The sequence below is a fragment of the Deltaproteobacteria bacterium genome, from assembly GCA_028818775.1.
Classification (GTDB): domain Bacteria; phylum Desulfobacterota; class Binatia; order UBA9968; family JAJDTQ01; genus JAJDTQ01.
Window position 1 is genome coordinate 1 of sequence record JAPPNE010000134.1, and the last position, 23255, is coordinate 23255.

Sequence of the window (23255 nt, forward strand, 5' to 3'; positions counted from 1 at the left end):
TCTATCCCAAAGGCGTCGCCCGTTGATCCCGTTCCACACGAAAGCCGGAAGCGCCCGGATTTCTCCAAACACGTACAACCTGTTGGTTTATATGTGTTTTCTTCAGATAATCTCAGGCTGTCGTCGTCACCGTAAGCGAATCGCAAGCGGATTGAATACAACAACGGCGTCAATCAGCGCGTGCCCGTCTGCCCGCCAAAGTAGAGCCCCCGTCGAGTGAACGAACGAACCTGCCCCTAATAAGACCCCTATTGGACCCTTATTGGACCCCCATTAGACCCCAATCGCAGCAAGGAGCCCTACTGGCTTTCTCCCGACCGGATTCGTCTCCATCGGGCGGCTGGTCCATGACCAGTTGACTCCGCCAAACCACGATCACGCAACCCCGCTAAGGCTCGCTTGATCTGCCGTTCGCTGGCATCAGATACCAAACCAGCGGCGATTTCGCGCAACGCCATGCCATCCTCCGTGTCTTCCAGCAGCGCCAGAATCGCCTCCTGCCGCTTGATAAGTTCGTTCCCGCCGCGCCTCGACGGCACGGAGCGGGAACGCCGGAAGCGTACCGTCACGCAGTCGCCGCGTTCCTCGATCTCGGGTCGGGGCAAACCGGCGGCCGTAGCCAACTCAGCCATCCTGAGCGTACCGCGGCCCCATTCCTCGATGATGCCACGCCGATAGAACGTGCGTGCGATGAGCGGATTCCAGGGCCTCGACTCGTGCGGCCCGAACAGATCATCCGGAGTCAACCCGAAGTGCAGCGAGCCCGGCGACGTCACCTCCAGGCGGTCGTCGTACACTGCCAGTCCAATGGAGCCGCCGCCCATCGCGTAGTCGCGATGACATAGCGCGTTCGCGAGCGCTTCCCGTGTAGCCAAGGGCGGGTAAAGAGGTTCGTCGATGCGCTGGATGCGGCCCGACTCGAACCGGCTGGCGATGGGAAGGGTATCACGCAGGAAGCGTTCCGCACTTGCCAAGAGCGTGAAGGCGTTGCCATTGAATTGGCGATTGTCCAGGAACTCGGATCGATCGAGCCCTCGGAAGCGAGCCACACGGAGCAGGCACTGCGGGATCTCGCTTTCCAGCCGCTCGGCATTCCCAAAGAGCGCTACTGCTGCCCGAAAGAGGACGCCTTCGCGAATCAGACCCAAACCGCGCAGCAGCTCCTCCGGCTCCCGACTGCCAGGTTCGTTCAACCGACCAATCCGCACTCCCTCCGCCACAGTATTGCGGATTTCCACCGTGTCCAAATCGTCGACAGTCCATCCGGTGGCGGGCTGGTTTTCCCAGCGCTGCTCGTTGTGCATGCGCTCGAAGAGCATCCGGTTGTATTCGTCGACCGACATGGTCCGTGTCGTGTTCCCCACGCGCCGATAGGAGGCTCCCCGGTATTGATACGGCGGCGAGGCACCCCGACTCACGCGAATCGCGACCACCTCCAAGTCCCCGGATACTCGGACTCTCTCGATCTCTGGAAACGTCGGCGGATCTATTCGTTGTATCTCGGCGCTTACCTCCTCCAGCGTCCGTTCGCTCACCTGCTGACCCACGATGCTGCCTTCCGGCGTGACGCCGAACAAAACGTACCCGCCGCGCCGATTGAGCATGGCGCACACGGTCGCTGCAGCCTCGCGTCGCGTTCTCGTCGTGGCCTTCAACTCCAGCGTCTCGGATTCGCCGGATGCAACGAGCGCCGAAATCTGTTCAGGAGTCATGCGTGCATCTCCGCCACCAGCCGTCGAACCTTCACTCTTGACCCTGGTCGTCGTCGACTAGGCCGAGTTCCCTTAGCGGGACGTTGAAGAAAGACTCCCTTGCCCGTGCCCGGCGACATCTTCAAACGAGCCCTTCTGACCACTTCGCGAGAAACAGGGCCTGATACCTCGGTTCAGGGTAAAAGCAGCACCGCCGCGAAGAATCTTGCCAGCGGAGCGCCCCTAGACAAAACCAGGGAGTCATTCGTAATTCTCAATCGGCAGTTGAATGCCTAAGTCAAGGTCCGCCACGGCCTTGACAACCACCTGGGCTGGGATTCCGGCATAGTGCGGAGAGAACGCATCGTTCTGTTGATACTGACCCGTAGCATCCACAATAGAGAGGCCCGCGATGTACCCGTCGTCGGACATGACGGGGCCGCCACTGTTCCCCGGTCTAGAGACTGCGGAATAAAGGAACAAGCTGTCCCCGTTCAATGAAGTGACCGACTGGTTCGTCACCGCTCCTTGCTGCATCGTCACGGACGCTTCCCTGAGCCCTGGGAGCTTCGGATATCCAAGCGTATAAACGGTCTGTGCCACGACTGGAGCTTGAAAGATCGCTCCCTTTAACGGAGACAATGGCGGCCCATTCACTCGCATCACTGCCACGTCAACCTTGGGATGCGCATGGACAGATTCGTTGTTGACCGTGTACGCTTGGCCCTGAAACGTCTGCTGCTCGTCAACTTCCTTCATGTCGGAAAGCACGTGCCGGCAGGTAAGTACGAAGCATGGGTGGACGACGAGCCCTGTCCCAGCAACCGCAGCGCCATCCCGGTTGGTCCCGGTGATGTGGAAGTCGTGTCCGGTGAGCGGTTCCGCATTTCCCCCGTTCGGCTGCTCCTTGCCAAGGGCCTTGTGGTTGGACGCTGGGTTCGTAGCACTGAAGAAACTGCAAGCCAACAGCACGAGCTTCAGTCTGGACGCCAATCCCCACGGCGCATTCATGGTGTCTTTGCCAAATAACTGATTCGGTTCCATCGGCGTCGATGCCTACCAGGTCCTCTTTAGCCAGCATTGTACGGCCCCAAGCAAGGCGAATCAATTATGGGCATTACATTGGAGTCACATGAGCCTCAACTGGAGATCGTTTTGCTGTTCAGCCTCGCCATGGTCCGCTTCCCTTCACTGCTCTACTCCTGCAGGATGTTCGCCCCGATGCTCTCCGCCACCCTGGCCGTCGACTCCTGCACGGAGTCTCGCGCCAAATAAGCGTACCGTGCCGTCGTCCGCACCTTCTGGTGCCCCAGGACCTCTCCGATCATGGATAGACCCTCTCCCAGCACGTCCTCTCAGCGAAGCCCCAGGACCGCTCGTGGTGCTTCTCCACCTTGTAGCCGCGAACAAACTGGCAGGGGTTTGACACAAGCGGAATGCCGGTTGTAGTTCTTTAGGCTCCGCGCACGAGACTGCCATCGAGGACGAGCATGCTGACCAGGGAAGACAACGACATCTTGACACAGGTAGGCCCGGGCACTCCCATGGGCACGCTGATGCGGCGCTACTGGGTGCCGGTGGTCCTTTCGAGCGAGCTGGAGGCGGGGGGCCGGACCAAGCGGGTACGCATCCTGGGCGAGAGCATGGTGGCGTTTCGCACCAGTCGGGGCGAGGCCGGCCTGCTGGGCGAACTGTGCTCGCACCGGCGCGTGTCGCTCTACTACGGACGCGTGGAGCCGGACGGGCTGCGCTGCTGTTACCACGGCTGGAAGTACGGACTCGACGGACGTTGCCTGGAGATGCCCAACGAGTCACCGGAGACGGACTTCAAGCACGCGGTGCGGCATCCCGCCTACCCCTGCCGCGAGCGCGGCGGGGTGGTGTGGGCGTTCATGGGTGATCCCGCGCATGTGACCGACCTGCCGGACTTCGAGTGGCTGGGGCTGGCGGACAACCAGCGCTTCATCTCCAAGTACTACCAGAGCAACAACTACTTTCAGGCCTTGGAGGGCGGCATCGACTCCAGCCACATCTCGTTCCTGCACGCGCCGCTGGACACCACGGACCGGAGATCGCTGGAGAGCCTGGAGAAAGCCGGCTTCGGCGTGGACACCGCGGTGGGGACCACGGACCGGAGCCCGCGCTTCGAGGTGGTGGACACGGACTACGGCGTCATGATCGGAGCCCGGCGCAATGCCGCTGACGACCAGTACTACTGGCGCATCACGCAATTCCTCATGCCCTTCTACACCATGCCGCCGCCCCAGGACGAGGATCCGATCCTGCACTCGCACGCGTGGGTGCCGGCGGACGACGAGCACCTCATCAACTGGACCATCACATGGCACCCCACGCGCCCGTTGCGGGAAGAAGAGCTGGCTTCCCTGGCGGACGGCTTCAGTTCCCACATCACGCGGTTCGGGCCGCCCGTCAACGGCCCCTACGGCGATGTCCGCCCCGAGGCGACTCCGGACAACGACTACGGCATGGACTGGGAGGCGCACCGCACGCGCATGTTCTGCGGCATTCCCGGTTTCGGCATGCAGGACCGCGCCATGACCGAAAGCCAGGGCCCCATCTTCGACCGCACACTGGAGCGCCTGGGCACCAGCGACACCGCCATCATCAAGGTACGCAAGTGCCTCATCGACTCCGCCAGGATGCTGCGGCAGGGACAGGCGGACCCGCCGGGGCTGAACCCGAAGCTGCACCATGTCCGCGCCACCTCGGTGCGGCTGCCCAGGGACGCGGTGTGGGTGGAGGCGGTGCAGGACCGCGTGAACATTGCCTCGTAGGCCGCGGCATTCGTTGCCAACACGTACGCGGGGTCCAGTCGGCAGCCGGGAATCAGTGACGTTCGACCGTGACGTTTGAAGAGTACATGGCCGTGCCCTACGTGCTGCGCGTGGCGGCGGTCCGCGGGCCCGACGGCCGGTGGCTGCGGCGCGCCGAGTATCCGGAGTTCCCGGGTTGCTTCGGCGAGGGGCTCTCACCGGAAGAAGCCCTGGACGACCTCGACCGCAACCGCGAACGCATGGTGCGCGAGCTTCTCGCGGCGGGCGCGGACATCCCGGTGCCGCGCCCGCCGCTGGAACGGCTCATGAGGACCGGGAAACAGAGAGGAGACTTGCATTGAGCTTTGGAATGAAACAGGCGCGGGCGCTGGTGGATGCAGGCATTCGCGCGGCCGAGGAGAAGGGTTACCTGGTGACGGTGACCGTGGTGGACGCCGGCGGCAACTTCATGTGGGCCGGGCGCATGGACGGGACCAAGTTCGTGGCGCCGGACATCGCCCGCGGGAAGGCTTTCGCTGCCGCGGCCTTCCGGCAGAGCACCGGGGGTCTGGAGGAGAAGGCCAACCCCAAACCGGTGTTCTACGCCGGCGTCCAGATCATACACGACGGCCGCATGGCCATCGGCCAGGGCGGCTTGCCCATCTGGATGGACGGCGAGGTGGTGGGCGGCATCGGCGTGAGCGGCGCCGCGCCACACGAAGACGAGGAAGTGGCCGCCGCGGCCCTCGAGGTCGAGGGCTTCGCGTTCCCGGAGGCCGACGTGGCCATGCGCGCGGCCCTGGGCCACTCACGGTAGCCGGCGCGTGGATCGCCTCCAGAACAAGGCCGCGTTCATCACCGGCGGCGGAGGGGGCATCGGCGGCGCCACCGCCATGCTGTTCGCCGAGGAAGGCGCCGGGCTGGCCGTCGTCGACCGTGACGGCGCCGCGGTCGAGGCCACGGCCGCGGATATACGCGCGCGGGTGCCTTCCGCGGATGTCCTTCCCCTCGCGGCGGACCTGAGCGACGAAGCCGAGGCGCGCCGGACCATGGCCGCAGCGGGCGCGCACTTCGGCGGACTGGACATCCTCGTCAATGTCGCCGGCATCCGGGTCTACGGGGCCTTGGCCGATGCCGAAAAGGACACTTGGGAGTCCATCCTGTCCGTCAACCTGATGGCAACGGTCCATTGCTGCAAGGCAGCCGTGCCCCTGCTGCGCGCCCGGAGCGGCGGCAGCATCGTCAACGTCTCTTCGGTGTTCGGGGTGACCGGGCGTGGGGGAATGGGACAGTACGACGTCACCAAGGCCGCGGTGGTGAGCCTCAGCCGCACCTTGGCAATCGAGGAAGTGGGGCACGGCATTCGTGTAAACACCGTGTGCCCCGGCCCCACCATCACGCCCTTTCACATCGCGCGCGCGGAGGCTCGCGGCGTCAGCGAGGAGGAACTGCGCCGAACCGGCGCGCAGCACACGTTGATGAAGCGCTGGGGCGAGCCGCGGGAAGTGGCCAGCACCATCCTGTTCCTGGCCTCGGACGAATCGTCATTCGTCACCGGCACCACCCTGGTGGTGGACGGCGGCGCCTCCGCCGCCAGCGCGTAGAACCGGACGACGGGCCGTCAGTCCGCCAGGGGCACCACCGCGAACACGTGGGGGTCATCGCCGATGACGCGGCTCCGATGCCCACGACCGGTCAGGTCATCCGCGAGCATGATGTCCCCGGCCTGGAAGCGCCGCACCTCTCCGCCGCCACACTCGATATCCCAAGCACCCGAAAGGGTGAACAGGTACTGTCGCCGCGGCGCCGGATGCCAGTCCAGCAGCACGCCCGGCGGCACGCGACGCACGTTGACGCTCTTGGCGGCCCCAAGGGCCGTGCTCTCCATCTGGCGATCGGGTTCGAACTTGAGGTCGATGTCCTCGAAATGGGATTCGCCGTCATCCCCGGTGTAGAGTCTCACTGCCTGCATGTTACCCCCCGCCTTGTTCTCGAAAGAGGCCCCTTTTCGCCGGCCCGATTCTTTCCGGAACACCAAGCCGAAACGTGCCACCGGCCGGGCCGCGCGCATGGAAGCCATGCGCCAGCGCGTCCCGGCCGGTGGAGTGTTCACGGTGACTCGGGAAAGCTCTGCTACTTCTTCTTCAGGGCCTCTTCGAAGATATCCGAGTACTGGTTGATCAAGCCGTAGAAGCCGTCGAGCATTTGGTTCCAGTCGTCGCCCACGACCGCGGTTATCGTGGCCTTCATCCTCTTGAACCTTTCAAGGACCTCCGGATCCTTCAGCGCCGTTTCGAACGCCTTCTGCAGGATCTCCTGCCGGTCCTTGGGCATGCCCGGCGGTGCCGTCACCACGCGGTGAGAGGCGAGGACCCTGAGCTGCGGGAAGCCCAACTCCCCCACCGTCGGGACATCCGGGTACCTGGGATCGCGCTCGTCCAGGTAGACCCACATGGCCCTCATGTCGCCGTCCTCCACGAAACGCATCTGGCCCGGGGAATCCAGGCCCAGGGCCCTGGCGTGACCCTCCCCCTGAACGATGCCCTGGTTGGCCGCCGGAGCGCCCGGATAGCCCAGGATGAACCTCGGATTGAAGCCCATGACCTTGGCGGTCAGGAGGTTCGTGATCCATCCGGTGGCGCCTACTCCCGTACCGGTGAGAAGCACCTCCTTGGCGTCCTGGAAGTCCTTGAGATTCTGGAAATGAGTCTTGGCGCCCACCGCCCATACGTAGGGGCCCGAGGAGATCCGTCCGAGCCAGGAGAACTCCTTCAACTTGTAGACCGGCTTGGGACTCGCGAACAACTCGGAGACGATGGCGCCGGGTATGTTGACGGTCCCGATGGTGTAGCCGTCGGGCTTGGATTTCCAGAGGATGTTCCAGGCGATGCTTCCGCCGGCGCCCGGCCGGTTCCTGAGAATGACATTGACGCCGAGGGCCTTCTTCAAGCCGACGCTCACGGCCCGGCTATGGAGATCGAACCCGCCCGCCGGGGCGTAGGGGATCAACCACGTGATGGTCTTGCCCTTTTCCGGCCATGTCCCTTGAGCTGATGCATCCTGTGCCGGTACGGTCATCGCAAGGACGACCAACAAAAAGCCCACGCCCATCAGGTTACGCCACATCGGAAACCTCCTTGCCGGTTTGCTGCCTGTGCTCCCTTATGTCCGGATGGTCCGTTCTCTTCCGCCATTTCCGTCGCACCCGTATGCCACACGCTCGACGCAACTGTCAACGAAAACACATGTGAATACACACGTCGGGAAGACGACTTCGGGCAAGCTGACACAGCCACAAGGCGTTGCCCGGTGCAACCGCTGAACGGTCGCAGTCAGGCGAGGCCCTTGAAGTAGCTCAGATCCCCCTGGCCTTCGCGCAGGATCGTGACGGTGTCGTCGACGAGCGAGATGACGCTGGACGCCAGCACCGGAAGCGTGCCGCACTCCATGATGAGGTCCACCCGATGTCCGAAGATGGTCTCGAGGTCGGCGGGGTTGGTCACCACCTCCTCGTTGCTCTCGTTGGCGCTGGTGCTGACCACGGGGTTGCCGAGCTGCTCCACCAGCGCCAGCGGCACCGGGTGGTCGGGAATGCGGATGCCCACGGTCTTCTGCTTGGACTGGAGCACCTTGGGGGTCTCCTTGGTGGCGGTGAGCACGAAGGTATAGGGCCCCGGAAGGAACCGTTTGAGGACGCGGTGCACGAAGTTGGACACGTGGCCGTAGCGGCTCACCTGCACCAGGTCGGAACACACGAACGACATGGGCTTGTCGGCGTCGCGCCCCTTGATGCGACGGATGCGCTCCACCCCGGCCTTGCTGGTGACGTCGCAGCCCAGGCCGTAGATGGTGTCCGTCGGGTAAACGATGACGCCGTCGCGCTTGAGCACCTCGACGGCTCGGTCCACGTGCCGTCCCTTGAGGTGCTGGGGGTCGATGCTGAGAGTCGTCGCCATTGGAGTCTCCGGTTGGGTTGCCGTCCGGGTTCAGGGAGAGGACACGTCGGTCCGCCGCGTCATGAACAGGTCCGCCGGCAAGCGCGTGCCGAGGTCGCGCTTCTTCGCCTCTTCCAGCACCAGGTGGCCGATGGCGGCGAACTGGATGCCCATGCCGCAGTTGTTGTTGTGGTGGGTGATCTCCGAGGCGGTGGTGCGGCCGGCGATGTTGCCGATGACCAGGTCGCCCAGCTCGTGGATCTGCTCCCAACCGATGATGCCCTTCCTTATCGGCGACATCAGCTCGGGCTGCTCGTCGATCTCCACCTGCTCCTTGGAGTTCACCACGATGAGGTCGCAGTTCTCGATGGCGGCGTCGTCCAGCTCCCGGCGCTTGTCGAACCAGTCCGGGCCGATCATGGACACCAGATGCGTGCCCGGCTCCAGCAGGTCGCCGTCGAACACGGGATCGCCGGAGTTGGTGGCGGTGACGACGATGTCCGAGTCATGCACCACGTCCTCGGGGCGCCGCACCGCCCGCGCCTTCACGCCGTAGCGCTCGGTCACTTCCCGGGCGAAGCGCTTACGGTTTTCCTCGTGCAGGGAGAACACCTTGACCTCCTGGATGTCCCGCACCGCGCACAGGGCGTCCACCTGTCCGTGGGCCTGGGTGCCGCTGCCGAAGATTCCCAGCACCGACGCGTCGGGCCGCGCCAGGTACTTGGCCGCCACGCCGCTGGTGGCACCCACGCGCAGCGCCGACAGGTAGTGGTCGTGGACGATGCCCTTGAGAGCGCGTTCCTTGATGCTGAAGAGCAGGACGAAGCCCGAGAAGTCGCCGGGGAACTCCATGCGGCTGCCGCCGCCGACGTTGCGGAAGCGTATCTGCGACGAATCGAGACGGACCGCGGCCGTATCGAACGCCGGCACCGCGCCGGGGATGACGTTCAGCCAGTACCAGGTGCGTTCCTCCCCCTCCAAGGGCATGTGCAGCCGGCGCCGCGGCATCCCCTCCGCGATCTTCCGGCCCAGCTCGACGTAGGCCGTTTCCACGGCCTCGACGATCTCCTCCATGTCGAGGAGGCCCTCCATGTCGTCGTTGGTCAGAACCCTTACGTCGTCGTCAGGCATGCTGCGGTTCCCCACGGACAGCCCCTCGGCCGTCCCTCGATTCGCTTCTTCCATCGCGCGGTCCGCCCCCGCTTGCAACGGCCGCGCGCCATGGTGCTCAACGTAGACCGACCGGCGGCGGACCGTCAACCGACGCCGGGGATTCCAACCAGCGCTGGCGTGGTGTCCGGTGATTTCGCCAGTACATCGGCATGAATGCGCAAAAAATTGATGATAGAGTCACAAGTTGTGGCGCATTTGAAACACGGCCGACACTCCGGCTCGATCATGGCCTGAAAGGACACGACCCTTGAAGAACACAGGTTTCCGGGCAACGATGGCGGTCCTTGTTTGGGCTCTCGGCACCGTTTTCATCCCGGCCGTTCATGCGGTTGCCCAGCAAACGGCCCCGCGGGACACCGGCCTGATCGCGCGACTCAAGGAGAACGCGGCCCGGTTCGAGTACTCCACCGGCAAGCCGGGCGGAACCTTGACCCTGTCGACGATCTCCGGACCCAAGACGTTCAACCTCGCCATCTCGACCGAAACGTCCTCCACTCAGATTCTCGACTACGTGTTCGAGGGCTTGGTCGACACCTCCTGGCTTACCGCCGAGGTGGAGCCGAGCCTGGCCGAACGCTGGGAATCATCGGAGGACGGTCTCGTCTGGACGTTTTTCCTGCGCAAGGACGTGGAATGGGCCGACGGGGCTCCCTTTTCGGCCGACGACGTCGTTTTCACATTCTCCAAGATCATCTACAACGACGCCGTCCCGGCATCGGCCCGGCCGGGCCTCACCATCCGCTACCGCGATGACGCCACCCAGACGTGGAGAAAAGGCCAGGCCAAGGTCGAGAAAGTCGACGCGCACACGGTCAGGTTCACCCTGCCGGCGCCCTTCGCGCCTTTCCTGCGGGCTATGGGTACGCCCATCTATCCCGCACATATCCTGGAGAAGCACGTGGACGACGGGACCTTCACGTCCACGTGGGATGTCGGCACGAAGCCGGGTGACATCATCGGCACCGGACCCTTCGTCATCCAGCGCTACGACGCGGGGGAGCGCATCGTCCTCAAGCGGAACCCGCGGTACTGGCAACGGGACGCGGCCGGAAACCCCCTGCCGTACCTGGACCGCGTCGTCTACCTGGTGGTGCCCAACCTGGCCACCGCGCTGTTGAAATTTCAGGCGGGTGAAACCGACCTCCTGGAAGTGTCGGGCGAGCACTATCCGATCCTGAAACCGCAGGAAGCGGCGAAGAACTTCACCCTGTACAAGCGGGGACCGAACTTCGGCACCACCTTCCTCGCCCTGAACATGAACGCCGGAAAGAACCCCAACAACGACGCTCCGTTCGTCGATCCCGTCAAGCTGAAGTGGTTCCGGGCACTGGACTTCAGGAAGGCGCTGGCGCACAGCATCGACAAGGACAGCATCATCGACAACGTCATGAACGGACTCGGCTATCCGCAGTGGGCGGCGGTGAGCCCCGCGGCCGGCGACTTTCACAATCCGAACGTGACCCGGTACCCGTACGACATACGCAAGGCCAATGCGCTGCTCGACGGCCTGGGCTGGTTCGACGTCGACGGCGACGGCATCCGGGAAGACGCCGAAGGCAACAGCCTCGTCTTCAACCTCGCCACCAACTCCGGAAATACCGTGCGGGAACGTGTATGCACGCTCATGAAGCAGGACCTGGAGAGGATCGGCATCCGCGTCAACCTCAGGTTCCTGGAGTTCAACAAGCTCGTATCCCAGCTCACCAGCACCTACGATTGGGAGGCCATCGTCATAGGCTTCACGGGGGGCGTGGAGCCTCACCACGGCATCAATTTCTGGCATTCCAGCGAACGGCTTCACTTGTGGTTCCCAAACCAGGAAGAACCGGCCACGGAGTGGGAGAAACGGATCGACGAGCTCTTCGTCCGCGGAAGCCGCGAGCTGGAGCACCGAAAGCGGGTCGCGCTCTACCGGGAGTTCCAGCAGATCGCTTCCGATCACGTCCCGGTGGTCTATACCGCGCTCGCCGAGCGTATCACGGCGCTCCGAAACCGCTTCGGCAATGCGACGCCGACCCTGTTCGACCTGTTCGACCCACGCAGACTTCACTTGAAGTGACCGGCATTGCGGCGCCGGTCCGGGCACGGGTCACGGAGAACCGGACGATCCGAACATGACCGCATACATCGCACGGCGGCTGCTGATCACGATTCCGTCGCTCTTCGCCCTGACCTTCGTGATCTTCATGATCATCCAGATCGCTCCCGGCGATTTCTTCCACCAGTGGGCTCTCCAGCCCGACCTCGATCAGCGGCAACTGCGCCAGTGGAAACGCGAGTTCGGCGCGGACAAGGGCTGGGGCACCCAGTACCTGCGATGGCTGCGCGGCGTGTTGTTCGACATTCGTTTCTCGAGCGAGCGCGTGCGCATCGCCGACTTCGAGTACAGGGATCTCGCGACCAACCGGAGCGCCTACGCAATCTCCGGCAGCGCCACGCCCATCCTGGTCCCGCTGCCCGAGGACGGCACCTTCGGCCTCGGCTTCAACTTCGACGCGCCCGGAGAGACCGGCGTGCTGGGCAGGACGGACAACCCCAACACGGCCAGTCGACGGCCCGGCAATCACTGGTCCGGCGATGACTTCCAGTCCATCGAGATGGAACTCCGCAACGACCGGGTGAGGGGCGCCGACGTTTTCCTGCGCATCCAGGACGGCAACGGCAAAGCCTTCCAGGAGCGGCGCTCCATCGATACGGACGAACCCGCATCCGTCGCGCTGACCGACGCGGACTACGCCCGTTTCGGCGTGGACCGGAACAACCTCAAGGGGCTGTTCCTGTTCGCGCGGCAGCGCGGCGGCCGGCCCGCGGTGCTGGAAGTCTCCTGCGGGACGGGGGATACGGTGGCGGGCGCCGTGCATCATGCGCTGGACCCCCTGCGCCGTCTGGCCCTGGTCCGCAATGCCCTCCCGCCGGAACTCGGAGAGTTGAGCCGCTGTGACCGCGTCGCCTTCAGGATCATCCCGGCGCCGGCGCCGCCCATGACGGCGACCGTGACGTTCCGGGACATGGACGCCAACACCTACGCGACGGACGTACGCCTGCGCCCCGGGGTCACCACCTCCCTCTCCGTCGACTTCGCGGAATTTCACGCCGCGGGTCTGGATACCACGCGCATGGGGCCCATCTCGTTCCGCGGCGACGTTCCGGGGTCGCTCTTCGTGGATGAGATCCGCCTCGAGAAGGCCGGCACCGGCTTCCACGTGGGCGCGCCGGACTTCGGCAAGTCCATCGCCAACCGCCAGCCCGTCTGGACCACCATGTGGCCCTTCCTCAAGAACACCATGCTGTTGAACGTGCTGGCCATTCTCTTCACCTGGCTGCTGTCGCTGCCCATCGGCATCTACTCCGCCACCCATCCCTACTCCTGGAGCGACAAGGCCTTCGGCTTCATGGCCTACATGGGCATGGCCCTGCCCTCGTTCTTCCTGGCGCTGCTGCTGCTCTACGGCGCGTCCCTGACCTACGATCTGGACCCGGCCAATCCGTTCTACGAACTTCTTCCCATCGGAGGACTCACGTCCGCGAACTACCACGACCTCGGCACGTGGGGACGGATGACGGACCTGGCGCGTCACTTGGTTCTGCCGGTGCTGGTGCTGGGAACCGGCTCCATGGCGGCGCTGGTGCGGGTGCTGCGGGCGGAGTTCCTCGACAAGAGCCACATGCAGTTCGTAGTCACGGCGCGGGCCAAGGGCCTGTCCAATGCCATGGTGAACTACAAGCACATCCTGAGGAACGCCGTGACCCCGTTCGTGGCGGGCTTCGGCTCGCTCCTGCCCACCCTCATCGGCGGTTCGGCCCTGGTGGAGATCGTTTTCGGCTACCCCGGGATCGGGCAACTGATGCTGACCGCCGTACGCTCCTACGACATCTACGTGGTCATGGCCAGCTCGCTGGCGGGAGGACTGCTGCTGATCATCGGCAACCTCCTTGCCGATATCCTGCTGGCATGGGTGGACCCGCGCATCAGCTACAGGTAGCGCCCATGCCGCCCGAACCCGACAACGCCATCCGCGAACGGCGCGGCGCACCCGGTTCCCGCTCTCCGCTCCGCCGCGCGGTTTCGCGTCTGAGGCGCAACCGCCTGGCCATGCTGGGATTCTGGCTCCTCGTGTTTCTCTACGGCACGGCCCTGTTCGCGGATTTCCTCTCGCCCCATCACTATGCCGCCAGCGCCCGCAAGAAGGCCTATCATCCGCCGATGATTACCTGGATCCACATCTCCGACGAGAACGGCCTCACGTGGCCGTACGTGCGCAACAGCGTTTTCGAGTTCGACAAGAACCAGCGCAAGGTCTATCGGGAGGTGCCGGGCACCGCCTACCCCATCGGAATCTTCGTCACCGGAGACCCCTACCGTTTCCTGGGACTGGTGGAGACGCGGACCCACCTGTTCGGCCTGCGCGGCGTGGAGAACTATTCCCACACCGACCCCGACCGGCCCATGCTGTTCCTGCTCGGCTCGGACAACTTCGGCCGCGACGTCCTTTCCCGCCTGCTGCACGGCGGGCGTGTCTCACTGTCCGTGGGGCTGGTGGGAGTGGCCATCACGTTCGTGCTGGGAATGCTCATCGGCGGCGCCTCCGGCTATTTCGGCGGCCGCACCGACATGCTGATTCAGCGGCTGTGCGAAATGCTGATGATGGTGCCGGGCTTCTATCTGCTGCTGGCCCTGCGCGCGGCGATTCCCGCGGACTGGACGTCGTTCCAGACCTACCTGGCCATCGTCGTCATCCTGAGCTTCATCGGTTGGGCCAGCCTTGCGCGCATCATTCGCGGCCTCGTGCTGTCCATCAAGGAAATGGAATACGTCACCAGCGCCCGGGCCATGGGCCTTCCCCACGGGCGCATCATCGTCCGCCACGTGCTCCCCAACACGTTCTCGTACGCCATCGTCGCCGCCACCATGTCCATCCCGGGCTACATCCTCGGGGAATCGGGCCTGAGCCTCATCGGCCTGGGCATCCAGGACCCGGAGGCATCCTGGGGCAACATGCTGGCCCTGGCCATGGACATCGCGCAGATCCGCTTCCACCCGTGGGTGCTGATCCCCGGCGTCCTGATCTTCGTCACGGTAATGGCGTTCAACTACATTGGCGACGGTCTTCGCGACGCGCTCGACCCGCACGGCGTCCGGGAATGAGACGCTAGCGGCCTGTGGCGCGGAAAGAGGCGCCGGCGGCGACGCAGTCCTGGGGTCTGTCGGGATGGGTTCGGCGCGACCGTTCCGTCAACGCCGGCCCCGGCGCCGAAGCGCCCGGGGCGTAAACTGGTTCCGGTTCAGCTCCAGATCGAAACGCGCCGGCTCGTACTCGTTGCTCAGCCCCCTGACCAGATAGCGTCCGTTCTGGAGGTCGTAGATCGACATGCCCATGCTCCACAGCACCGGCACCTGGTAGTGGTTGACGATATAGGCCTGGCTCACCCGCCATATCTCGCCGCGGGCATCGTACTGGTCCACCACCGCGATCTGCCAACTGTCCTCGTCGAGGTAGAAGGTGCGCCGCGGGAAGATATGCCGGGTTCCTTGCTTCAACCGCGCCTCCACCACCCAGACCCGGTGGAGCTCATAGCGGGTCAGGTCGGGGTTGATGTGGCCCGGCTTCAGGATCTCGTCGAAGCGAGAGCGGTCGCTCGCGAACTCGTAGCTGTTGTACGGGATATAGATCTCCCGTTTCCCCAACAGCGTCCAGTCGTAGCGGTCCGGCGCGCCGTTGTACATGTCGGCCTGGTCGTTGGTGCGCTGGCCGTCGGAGCCCGTACCGGGATTGTCATAGCCGACGTTGGCCGCGCGCCGGACGCGGCGCTGGCCGGGGTTGTAGACCCACGTCTTGCGCGGTTCCGCCGCCTGGTTCAGGGTCTCGTGGACAAGGATCAGCGCGCCCGCCAACCTCGGCGGGGACAGCACCTCCTGGAGGAAGTAGGCGAGCTTGTTGTCGATGCTCTCCGTGGTCGCCCCGGGTTGCTGATAACCCCACAACACCTGCTCGCGGATCTGCACCACCACGTAGGCGCCGTCGGCGGTGGGCGCGGCCTGGCCGCTGGTGACGCGCACGGATTTCCCGCGGTAGCGCAGCAGGTGGTTCCAGATGGCCTCGAGCCCGTTCTTGGGAATCGGAAACGGGATGCCCTCGGCGGCGTGCACCACGCCGTTGCCGTCGTCGGTGAGCGCCGCCGTGGCGGCGTTGGCGATGGTGCGCTCGTAGATGCGCGGCGGCAGCGACGCCGTGCGCCTGGTCTGGTAGACAGGCATCCGGTAGGTTTCGGGATAGCGTTGGAGCACCGCGATCTGGCCCGGAGTGAGATTCGCCTCGTAGCGCTTGTAGTTTTCCGCGGTGATGGTGAAGAGCGGCTTGTCGTCCGGAAACGGATCAACCAGGCGCCCTCCGGGCCGGTAGCCGGCCGGCGGTTCGGTGATGCCGCCCTCCCATGCGGGAATGGCGCCGGACGCGTTGCCCGCCTTTTCCGCGCCCAAAGGCGTCAGATCCGCTCCCAGCCGGGCGGCTTCGCCCGCCGTCACCTTCGCCCCCGCCGGCGCCGACGCCGCCATAAGCGCCCATGCCAACACGATCGCCGAAATCGTCCGTCGCACAGTCATGTGATCCTGTCCCCGTCGGTCAGAAGGAATAGCTCACCGTAAACGAAACAAAGTCGCGATCGCCCAGCATGTTGTGCTGGCCGGCGCCGAAGAAGAGGGTGTAAGCGAGCTGCGCCCGCCACGACAGCAGGTAGTCCGCGCCCACCGACAGCGTTACCGTCTTGCGCCCCTCCACGAAGTTGGCGATGGGTCTCGGCGCGGTGCCGTTGACGTCGTGCGCGAAAGCGACCTGCGGCGCCAGGTTCACCGCTCCCAGGGCGTTGCTGTAGCCGCCCCGCAGCACCGCCCGGTAGCCCCAGGAGAACGGGTCGGCGAAGCCGGTCTTCTGGGTCCCGGGTTGGATCCCGTTCGCTTCGAAGATCGGATTGCCGCTCATCGACGTGCCCGGGCCGTCGTAACGGAGCTCGGACTTGCCCTCCATGTCCCGGATCTGGGTGAAGCCGGCCTCGGCCAGGACGATCCATCCGTCGGAGCCGAGCATGGGGGCCAACGCCTTGGACACCGCCATGGTGCCCTGCACCACGTCCTTGCGGCGAAAGCCCTGAATCTCCTGGCCCGGGGCCGCCGGACCGGTCTGGCTCCTGCTGAACAAGCGCCCGGCGTTCGCCAGAGCCGGCACGTTCCGAAGCGGACTGAGCGCGGAGAAGAACAGCTCCGCGTTGTCGATCTGGAGCGGCTGGTCCCGGCGATAGGCGACCTCCGCCTGGACGGTGAAGCCGCTGGAACCCAGCTCGCCGTTGAAGCTGACGCCCATGAGGTCGATGTCCTCGGGAAATTCCCTGAAGTACCGGATCGAGCCGGCGAAGCCGCCGGGAGCCCTCAGTTGCCTCGGGTCGCCCGCGTAGAGGGATACCAACGACAGACGGCTGTGGATGCGCGCGTAGTAAAATCCGAACTCGGAATCGTTCAGGGCCGCCGCGAAGTAGCGCAGGGCCACGCCGAACTGCCCGTCATGGCCGGCGTCGCGGTCGGCGGCGCGCGGCACCCGGGAGCAAAGCCCCGCGGGATTCCTTCGGCTGGGGCAGGCCGGATCGGGTGCGTTGGGACTGTCGTCTCCCCTTCCCGGACGGCCGAGGCCGAGGTGGACGGTATCCCCCCCGGGCCCCACGATGTCGCTGGTGGAGAAGAACGTGCCTTGCGCTTCGATCTCGGTGTGGTCCCAGCGGAACTGGTAGAAGCCTTCCAGGGAGAAGCTGTCGCCGATGCCCACCTTCACGTTGGCCGCGGGGACCGGCACCAGCACGTCCCGCAACTCCGCTCCGGCCACCCGCAACCTGGAGACGTCGGCCGGGTTGATGGAGTTGATGCCGCCCCGGAGGAAGACACTCTCGCCCCAGCTCATGACCTGGTTGCCCAATCGAACCGAGACCGGTACGGCACCCGCGTCGAAGTCGCCGGCCACGTAGGCGTCCAGCAGCGTGAAGTCACGCCCGGCGTGCCGCCTGGCGGCCTTGGACAAGGGCGTGCGCTCGGTGTCGCCGTCGGCCACCACGTGATCGTAGAAGTACAGCACCCGCCCGAACAGGCTCAACTCCGCGCCCGGGTTCTCCAGGTTGAGCTGCAGCTCATGGTTCACCTTGGTGTTGAGGGAAACGAGATCGCCGCGGTCGAAGTTGAGGTTGCCGTCGTCGGTGTTGAAAGAGAAGGCCGTGCCGCCGCTGGCGCGGCTGAACAGCAGGTCGTCCCGTCCGGACACCCGCATGGCCGCGCCCATGGAAACGGTGGTGTCGAAGTACCCGGTGATGCCGCTGTCATTGGCGGGCAACGGCAACGCGGCGGCGGACCGAGGGGCAGCGGCACCGGCCGCCGTCAGCAAGCCCGCGAGCACCCACGCCGCCCAAGTCCGCGTCCGAACGCCGTGGTTGCGGGAACCCATGAAAGACGCCAATGCCGGTCTCATCCAGCCATCTCCTCTGCTCACTACTGCTCCGCCGCCTGCTGCAGCGCCGCATAGAAGTCCCGGTACGGGGTCCCGGCGATTTCCTGGGGCAAGTCACGCAAGATCTCCACGGTATAGGCCACGGGCAGCGCGACGCCCACCACCGTACGAACCAGGAGCTTGTCGCCCAGGCCGCCGTCCTCATGAACGACGCCCACCACGTGTCTGAGCCCGTATTTGCCCCGGCCCGGTCTCAAGTCCCTCAGCACCATCGGCGCCTCCACGCCGCACCGGACATCGCCCGGCCGCCGCACGAAGGTGTCCCAGACCGGCGGCTCACTGCTTGAAGCCATACTCGCTCCAGTTCTTCAGCACCTTCTCCCGCACCTCTTCGGAGAAGATCGAGTCCAAGGTCGCCTTCACCGGCGTCTCCCACTCCCGCGACCACTCCCCGGGCCAGGTGCAGTCGTACAGCACCGTGGCGCCCTTCTGCGCCGCGCGCTCCGCCTGGCTGTAGCAGGGAGTGAGCGTGTTGGCCCGGCCCTCGTACTCGATCACGTGGATACCGTTGGCCGGGTGGCACTTGGTGGAGAAGGCGTGCAGCACCTTGCCCATGTCGAACACGTCGGTGTCGGTGTCCACCAGGAAAAGCTTCGAGAGCAGCGCGCGGCGCGAGGTCAGCACCTGCAGCACCTTGCGGGCCACCTCCTGGCCGCCGTAGTCCACGCTCATGACCGCCAAGTGCACGGCGCCCTCCGGCGGCACGTACACGTCCCGGACCGGCACGCCGTGGCGCGCGAGCCGGCGCTTGATGGCCAGGGCCCCGGACAGCGCGGTCACCGTGGAGCTGTCGTCCTTGTAACCGGTGGCGTCCACGGTGAGCACGGGGTTTTTCCGATGGGTGATGGCGGTGGCGCGGAACAGGATGCCGTTGCCCATCTCACCGGTACGGTAGCCCGGGTACTCGCCGTAGGGACCCTCCAGCCCCACCCGATCGGGCAGCACCTCCCCCTCGATGACGATCTCGGAGTGGGCCGGCACCAGCAGGTCGCTGGTCTCGCAGCGGATCATCTCCACCGGACGGCCCCGCAGTCCGCCGGCCAGACTGGCCTCGTCGCCCCCCAGGGCGTAAGTGGCGGCCGCGGCGAAGTGCGACAAAGGGTCGGTGCCGATGGCGATGGCCAGGGGCATGGGCCTCCCCTTGGCGACGTAGTGGTCCTGAAAGACCTTGCCCAAGTGGCTCGTGGGACGCGGGAAGCCGGTCAAGTGGTGCGCGTCGTACACCATGAACCGGTACATGCCCCAGTTGACCCAATCGCTGTCCGCGTCCCTGGAGATGACCAGATCCCAGGTGCCCAGGTAGCGTCCGCCGTCGCCCTCGTGGAGCATGGGCGTGGGCAAGTCGAAGAGGTTGGCGTCCGCTCCCTTGCGGATCACCTGCTTGCACGGCGCCTCCGTGACCTCCACCGGATCGATGGGGTTGGCCTCGCCCTTCTCGTAGGCGTCGTATATCTCCCGTACCGTCGCGGTGGGAGGGAGACCGAGCGCGATGGCGATGCGCCGCCAGGTGGCCACCGGGTTGACGAAGACGGAAACCTCGTCCACGTAGTCCGTCACGCGCTTGAACCACACCGCCGGGCCGTCCTTCTCGCAGGCCAAGCGGCTGATGGCGCCCAGCTCCAGGTCCCAGCTCACCTCCTTCTCCACCTCCACCAGGTCGCCGGACTGCCGCAGCGCTTCCACGAAGGCGCGGTTGTCGTCGAAGATCATCCGCTCAAACGTAAGTGGCCGGAGTGATGATTGCAAGTGAATGAAACGTCCTTACAAGTGAATTGACGCCCCCACGGACTTCAGCGGGCGCGCCCGCCCGCTTCATGCTAACGACGGCCTTCCTCGAGCGCGATCAGGGTGAAGACCTTCTTCATCTCCTGCTTCTTGAACTTGCCGGAGAGGCGGCGCATGACCTCGCCCTTGTCCTCGGACAGCTTGATGCCCACCTGCCGGTATTCGTCCAGCACCCGGCTCTTGAACTCCATCTCTTCACACACAGCGGCGATGCACTCGTCGATGCAGGTCCTGAAGGCTTTGATCTCGTCGTCCGCGTATTCTTCCGCCAGCAGCGGATAGAGGGTCTCCCAGGTCAGCACGTCCTGACTCTCGAACAGGTTCCAGCAGGTGGCGATGACCGCGGCCTTGTTGATGCCGCCGACCCAGTGCACCTCTTCCACGGACTCGGGCTTGCACTTGAACAGGACGGTGGCGCCGTCCCGCGTGCGCACGTACCACACGGCGCCCTCGACCCCGGCGATCTTGCCGTCGTCCACGGCGCGATTCTCGCGCTCCAGCCGCTCGCGGATCGCGCCGTACTCCGCCACCGGGTCCCTGCCCGCCGCCAGCGTGCCGTAAAGAGTTGCCACCGGCACGCCCCGGCCGTCCAGCCCGGAAGGCGACCGGGGGCTGCCGTCCCCGGTGACGCCGAAGAGCAGGACGCAGTCCAGGGGCTCGTCGTACAGGATGAGATGCGTGTTGCGCCGGCCGTAAAGCTCGAAGCTCAGGGAGCATCCGTTGATGTCCGCCAACTCGGGAATGACCGGATAGCGCGCCAGCATCTCCCGCCACAGGTCCAGGAAATCGCCGAAACGGCCGTTCCTCAGGACCGGAGACAGCCGCAGCTTGTAGGTGAGCCGACGGCGCCCTTGCGCGTCGCGATAGACGTAGGCGAGCACATTGGTGCCGTCGTACTTCTCGAAGACCTCGATCTCCCGCACCGGCGGGAAGTTGAACTTGCCCTGGCGGTCGAAGGGGTAGTGCAGCTTGGGTGTGGCGAAGACCACCTGCGGTGCGGGCGCTTGGTTCACGTGCGTGACGGCCAGCGCCCCGTAGCGGTGATCCGGCCTGCGGGAAAGGAAGCCGCGCAGGGCCACGTCGTTAAAGGGATCGACGACGTCGAACTCCTGGAGCCACTTGGCGTCCAGGGACAAGGTTTGGGCGGCGGCTTCGATGTCTTCCATGGCTGGAACGGTACCCATAGATAGAACCGTACCGGAAAAGCTCGGCCCCGCAACACCCCGCGCCCGCACCCATGTCACGCGGGCCGTTTGTCCCGAATGCGCCGCACCTTGATCCGGTTCTCGACTCCGAGAGAGCGGCCCAACTCGCCGGGCGAGAGCAGCACGGCCTCCATGGTGAGGTTGGTCGCGACCTTCAGCTCCCGCTCTAGTTGCCGCTTGATCCCGTCGCCGGCCTCGGCGCCGGGACGCATCTCCACTTCCACCGTCAGCGTGTCCTGCTGTCCCACCCGGTCCACGGTGACCCGGTACTCGCGGGTGAGCTGCGGCAGCCGCTCCAGGGCGGTCTCCACCGAGGTGGGGTAGAACGGGATGCCGCTCACCTTGACCATGTCGCTCAGGCGGCCCCGGAGCTTGGAGATGCGCCGGAAGGTGCGGCCACAACTGCATTCACCCTCGATGAACGTGCACAAGTCCTCGATGTTGTAGCGTATCACCGGCGCCGCCTCCTTGAAGAGGCAGGTGACGACGAGCACGCCCTCCTGTCCCGGCGGCACCGGCTCGTGGGTGGCCGGGTCGAGCACCTCGAAGATATAGGCGTCCTCGTTCACGTGGTAGCCGTTTCGTTCCTCGCACTCGAAGGTCGGGGAGCCGGTCTCCACGCTGCCGAAGTTGTCGTACGCGGATACGCCCCAGCGAGCTTCGATGGCCCGCCGCGCGGCCTCGGTCATGGTCTCGGAGGTATGGATCGTGCGCCGCAGGCGGAAGTCCTTCCGGAGGTCGAAACCCTGCGCCTCGGCCACGTCCGCCAGATGGAGCACGTAGGACGGTGTCCCCGCCAGCACGGTCACGCCCCAGTCCCGGGCGATCTTCACCTGCCGCTCGCTCGGAGTGACGCTGCCGCTGCCCGTGGGCACCACGAGCGCACCCAGGCGCATGGCGCCCTCGGAAGCCGTGAACCCGACGATGAAGAGCGTATAGGCGAAGACGACCTGAAGGATGTCTCCTTCCCTCACCCCCTGGGCATGGAAACGCCGGCTCCACAGCCGGGCGATTATGTCCCAGTCGTTGCGCGTGAAAAAGAACGGCTTGGGGTTGCCCGAGGTTCCCGAGCTGGCCTGGACCCGCACCGCCGGGAAGTCGCCCTGGTAGTCGCCGAAAGGCGGATGGAGCCTGAGGCTGTCCTCGAAGTCGCTCTTACGGATGACCGGGAGCTTCAGGATGTCGTCGGCGGTGCGGATGTCGCCGGGCGCGATGCCTGATGCCTTCCAGCGGTGGCGGTAGAAGGGAATGCGGTCCCAGGACCGCCGCACCAGGGCCGCCAGGCGCTCACCCTGGAGTTGCCGGATGACGTCGGGCGGCGCGGTCTCGATCTCCCGGCTCTCCGGCGCGCCGGGATAGCGTACGGCCGCGGCCATCACCAACGGCCTTGTCGAAACGAAGACCCGAACGGCACGCTACTTCCGCTGCGATACAACATCGTTCAACGTCGCCTCGGCCGCATTGAACATGTCCGCAAGAACCTGCTGCCGCCGCGCCCTCAACTGTTCAACCCGCTGCCACAGCACCTCCGTAATCTCGGCAAGAGCTCGCTCGCGTGTCTCGGCGGAAAGGGTCGTGCCGTTCCTGAACTCGTACTTCTCCACCGTGAACTCGGCGATGTCGACGATGTTGTCACCGGCAACGTTGAAATCCGCGGAGTTTCGAATCTTGCTGAACTTGGTTTCCATTTTCTTTGCGGCGTCAGCCATCATTTCCTCCCCTGAGAGTTGCCTCCGCTTCTTGGGCTGCTCCATCGGACGAACGGACTAGCCGCTCTCCAAGGCCTCCACCGCCGAAACCTGCGAATCGTAGACCTGTATGACCTTGTCAAAGCCGCTCACTTCGACAATCCCGCGAACTCCCTCCTGCAGCGCGCAAATGGCAAACTTCTTCCCCGGTCCGGTGAACTTCCTGGCGATGGTCAAAGCGACTCTCAGGCCGGCGCTGCTGAGAAACGTCACATGCTCGAAGTCCAGGATCAGGGCGTCGTCGGACGAGTCGACGCCGTTTTCCAACAGGTGCTCGAAGAGGGACGCGTTGGCGCTGCTGAAGCGACCGGCCAGCATGGCGATGACGATCTCGCCCTTCCTGCCCCATTTGACATCAACGTCCATGCGTTCCAACTCCTTTCGGCTCGGACGGAGACCCGGCC

22 protein-coding genes are annotated in these 23255 nt (G+C 65.2%); 7 read left to right on the forward strand and 15 right to left on the reverse strand.

The features are described 5' to 3' along the window. Positions 1 to 299: 299 nt before the first annotated feature. The 3 genes from OXU42_14435 to OXU42_14445 form a co-directional block, all read right to left on the reverse strand. The gene (locus tag OXU42_14435) at positions 300 to 1712 is read right to left on the reverse strand and encodes a putative DNA binding domain-containing protein (GenBank protein MDE0030589.1); all 1413 of its coding nucleotides are present in this window, start codon (positions 1710 to 1712) and stop codon (positions 300 to 302) included. A gap of 240 nt (positions 1713 to 1952) precedes the next feature. Then, positions 1953 to 2735, reverse strand: coding sequence for a serine protease (locus OXU42_14440; GenBank protein MDE0030590.1), 783 nt, complete (start codon positions 2733 to 2735; stop codon positions 1953 to 1955). Between the two features lie 152 nt (positions 2736 to 2887). Further along, positions 2888 to 3019 carry a hypothetical protein gene (locus OXU42_14445; protein MDE0030591.1) on the reverse strand — a complete coding sequence of 44 codons (132 nt, stop codon included), beginning with the start codon at positions 3017 to 3019 and terminating at the stop codon, positions 2888 to 2890. A 162-nt stretch (positions 3020 to 3181) separates the two neighbouring features. Between OXU42_14445 and OXU42_14450 the strand changes: the two genes are divergently transcribed. The 4 genes from OXU42_14450 (at position 3182) to OXU42_14465 (ending at position 6069) form a co-directional block, all read left to right on the forward strand. Beyond that, a complete protein-coding gene (locus tag OXU42_14450; GenBank protein ID MDE0030592.1) occupies positions 3182 to 4486 on the forward strand; it encodes a Rieske 2Fe-2S domain-containing protein in 1305 nt (434 codons plus the stop codon). A 68-nt stretch (positions 4487 to 4554) separates the two neighbouring features. Further along, the gene (locus tag OXU42_14455; protein ID MDE0030593.1) at positions 4555 to 4827 is read left to right on the forward strand and encodes a hypothetical protein; all 273 of its coding nucleotides are present in this window, start codon (positions 4555 to 4557) and stop codon (positions 4825 to 4827) included. Then, on the forward strand, positions 4824 to 5282 hold the full coding sequence (locus OXU42_14460; protein MDE0030594.1) for a heme-binding protein: 459 nt from the start codon (positions 4824 to 4826) through the stop codon (positions 5280 to 5282). Before OXU42_14455 ends, OXU42_14460 begins: the two co-directional genes overlap by 4 nt. A gap of 7 nt (positions 5283 to 5289) precedes the next feature. Next, positions 5290 to 6069 (forward strand): SDR family NAD(P)-dependent oxidoreductase, encoded by a 780-nt coding sequence (locus OXU42_14465; protein MDE0030595.1) that lies wholly within the window; start codon positions 5290 to 5292, stop codon positions 6067 to 6069. A gap of 17 nt (positions 6070 to 6086) precedes the next feature. On the opposite strand, the gene OXU42_14470 is transcribed toward OXU42_14465, so the two are convergent. The 4 genes from OXU42_14470 to OXU42_14485 all read right to left on the reverse strand — a co-directional run bounded on the left by OXU42_14470 (position 6087) and on the right by OXU42_14485 (position 9531). Next, positions 6087 to 6437, reverse strand: coding sequence for a hypothetical protein (locus tag OXU42_14470; protein ID MDE0030596.1), 351 nt, complete (start codon positions 6435 to 6437; stop codon positions 6087 to 6089). Between the two features lie 161 nt (positions 6438 to 6598). Further along, positions 6599 to 7591 carry a tripartite tricarboxylate transporter substrate binding protein gene (locus OXU42_14475; GenBank protein MDE0030597.1) on the reverse strand — a complete coding sequence of 331 codons (993 nt, stop codon included), beginning with the start codon at positions 7589 to 7591 and terminating at the stop codon, positions 6599 to 6601. 206 nt (positions 7592 to 7797) lie between these two features. Beyond that, positions 7798 to 8421, reverse strand: a complete 624-nt coding sequence (locus tag OXU42_14480; GenBank protein ID MDE0030598.1) for an L-threonylcarbamoyladenylate synthase — start codon at positions 8419 to 8421, stop codon at positions 7798 to 7800. Between the two features lie 30 nt (positions 8422 to 8451). Beyond that, positions 8452 to 9531: an ornithine cyclodeaminase family protein gene (locus OXU42_14485; GenBank protein ID MDE0030599.1), complete on the reverse strand. Its 1080-nt coding sequence runs from the start codon at positions 9529 to 9531 to the stop codon at positions 8452 to 8454. Between the two features lie 316 nt (positions 9532 to 9847). Here OXU42_14485 and OXU42_14490 point away from each other — a divergent pair, with 316 nt between their 5' ends. From OXU42_14490 to OXU42_14500, 3 genes are read left to right on the forward strand one after another with little or no spacing between them, the layout of a single operon-like run. Next, positions 9848 to 11632 carry an ABC transporter substrate-binding protein gene (locus OXU42_14490; GenBank protein ID MDE0030600.1) on the forward strand — a complete coding sequence of 595 codons (1785 nt, stop codon included), beginning with the start codon at positions 9848 to 9850 and terminating at the stop codon, positions 11630 to 11632. Between the two features lie 55 nt (positions 11633 to 11687). Beyond that, positions 11688 to 13556, forward strand: coding sequence for an ABC transporter permease subunit (locus OXU42_14495; GenBank protein ID MDE0030601.1), 1869 nt, complete (start codon positions 11688 to 11690; stop codon positions 13554 to 13556). Positions 13557 to 13561: 5 nt separating this feature from the next. Then, a complete protein-coding gene (locus OXU42_14500) occupies positions 13562 to 14719 on the forward strand; it encodes an ABC transporter permease (protein ID MDE0030602.1) in 1158 nt (385 codons plus the stop codon). 87 nt (positions 14720 to 14806) lie between these two features. Here OXU42_14500 and OXU42_14505 read toward each other — a convergent pair whose 3' ends face one another. From OXU42_14505 to OXU42_14540, 8 genes are all read right to left on the reverse strand, one after another. Continuing rightward, positions 14807 to 16174: a DUF1329 domain-containing protein gene (locus OXU42_14505; protein ID MDE0030603.1), complete on the reverse strand. Its 1368-nt coding sequence runs from the start codon at positions 16172 to 16174 to the stop codon at positions 14807 to 14809. Positions 16175 to 16193: 19 nt separating this feature from the next. Continuing rightward, entirely contained in the window at positions 16194 to 18074 is a 1881-nt protein-coding gene (locus tag OXU42_14510) for a DUF1302 domain-containing protein (GenBank protein ID MDE0030604.1), read from the reverse strand. Positions 18075 to 18094: 20 nt separating this feature from the next. Beyond that, the gene (locus tag OXU42_14515; GenBank protein MDE0030605.1) at positions 18095 to 18406 is read right to left on the reverse strand and encodes a hypothetical protein; all 312 of its coding nucleotides are present in this window, start codon (positions 18404 to 18406) and stop codon (positions 18095 to 18097) included. Then, a complete protein-coding gene (locus tag OXU42_14520; protein ID MDE0030606.1) occupies positions 18390 to 19823 on the reverse strand; it encodes a UbiD family decarboxylase in 1434 nt (477 codons plus the stop codon). The genes OXU42_14515 and OXU42_14520 overlap by 17 nt, the downstream gene beginning before the upstream one ends. A gap of 107 nt (positions 19824 to 19930) precedes the next feature. Continuing rightward, a complete protein-coding gene (locus OXU42_14525; protein MDE0030607.1) occupies positions 19931 to 21064 on the reverse strand; it encodes a hypothetical protein in 1134 nt (377 codons plus the stop codon). A gap of 74 nt (positions 21065 to 21138) precedes the next feature. Further along, the gene (locus OXU42_14530; GenBank protein ID MDE0030608.1) at positions 21139 to 22479 is read right to left on the reverse strand and encodes an AMP-binding protein; all 1341 of its coding nucleotides are present in this window, start codon (positions 22477 to 22479) and stop codon (positions 21139 to 21141) included. Positions 22480 to 22518: 39 nt separating this feature from the next. Beyond that, positions 22519 to 22815, reverse strand: coding sequence for a hypothetical protein (locus OXU42_14535; protein ID MDE0030609.1), 297 nt, complete (start codon positions 22813 to 22815; stop codon positions 22519 to 22521). A 54-nt stretch (positions 22816 to 22869) separates the two neighbouring features. Beyond that, positions 22870 to 23217: an STAS domain-containing protein gene (locus OXU42_14540; protein MDE0030610.1), complete on the reverse strand. Its 348-nt coding sequence runs from the start codon at positions 23215 to 23217 to the stop codon at positions 22870 to 22872. Positions 23218 to 23255 lie beyond the last annotated feature (38 nt).

Coding starts and splice junctions, on each gene's coding strand:
- OXU42_14495 (MDE0030601.1), top strand. CDS start 11,688: ATGACCGCATACATCGCACGGCGGCTGCTGATCACGATTCCGTCGCTC.
- OXU42_14525 (MDE0030607.1), bottom strand. CDS start 21,064: ATGGAAGACATCGAAGCCGCCGCCCAAACCTTGTCCCTGGACGCCAAG.
- OXU42_14490 (MDE0030600.1), top strand. CDS start 9,848: ATGGCGGTCCTTGTTTGGGCTCTCGGCACCGTTTTCATCCCGGCCGTT.
- OXU42_14435 (MDE0030589.1), bottom strand. CDS start 1,712: ATGACTCCTGAACAGATTTCGGCGCTCGTTGCATCCGGCGAATCCGAG.
- OXU42_14520 (MDE0030606.1), bottom strand. CDS start 19,823: ATGATCTTCGACGACAACCGCGCCTTCGTGGAAGCGCTGCGGCAGTCC.
- OXU42_14505 (MDE0030603.1), bottom strand. CDS start 16,174: ATGACTGTGCGACGGACGATTTCGGCGATCGTGTTGGCATGGGCGCTT.
- OXU42_14510 (MDE0030604.1), bottom strand. CDS start 18,074: ATGAGACCGGCATTGGCGTCTTTCATGGGTTCCCGCAACCACGGCGTT.
- OXU42_14540 (MDE0030610.1), bottom strand. CDS start 23,217: ATGGACGTTGATGTCAAATGGGGCAGGAAGGGCGAGATCGTCATCGCC.
- OXU42_14530 (MDE0030608.1), bottom strand. CDS start 22,479: ATGGCCGCGGCCGTACGCTATCCCGGCGCGCCGGAGAGCCGGGAGATC.
- OXU42_14445 (MDE0030591.1), bottom strand. CDS start 3,019: ATGATCGGAGAGGTCCTGGGGCACCAGAAGGTGCGGACGACGGCACGG.
- OXU42_14535 (MDE0030609.1), bottom strand. CDS start 22,815: ATGATGGCTGACGCCGCAAAGAAAATGGAAACCAAGTTCAGCAAGATT.
- OXU42_14470 (MDE0030596.1), bottom strand. CDS start 6,437: ATGCAGGCAGTGAGACTCTACACCGGGGATGACGGCGAATCCCATTTC.
- OXU42_14500 (MDE0030602.1), top strand. CDS start 13,562: ATGCCGCCCGAACCCGACAACGCCATCCGCGAACGGCGCGGCGCACCC.
- OXU42_14480 (MDE0030598.1), bottom strand. CDS start 8,421: ATGGCGACGACTCTCAGCATCGACCCCCAGCACCTCAAGGGACGGCAC.
- OXU42_14515 (MDE0030605.1), bottom strand. CDS start 18,406: ATGGCTTCAAGCAGTGAGCCGCCGGTCTGGGACACCTTCGTGCGGCGG.
- OXU42_14450 (MDE0030592.1), top strand. CDS start 3,182: ATGCTGACCAGGGAAGACAACGACATCTTGACACAGGTAGGCCCGGGC.
- OXU42_14440 (MDE0030590.1), bottom strand. CDS start 2,735: ATGGAACCGAATCAGTTATTTGGCAAAGACACCATGAATGCGCCGTGG.
- OXU42_14485 (MDE0030599.1), bottom strand. CDS start 9,531: ATGCCTGACGACGACGTAAGGGTTCTGACCAACGACGACATGGAGGGC.
- OXU42_14475 (MDE0030597.1), bottom strand. CDS start 7,591: ATGTGGCGTAACCTGATGGGCGTGGGCTTTTTGTTGGTCGTCCTTGCG.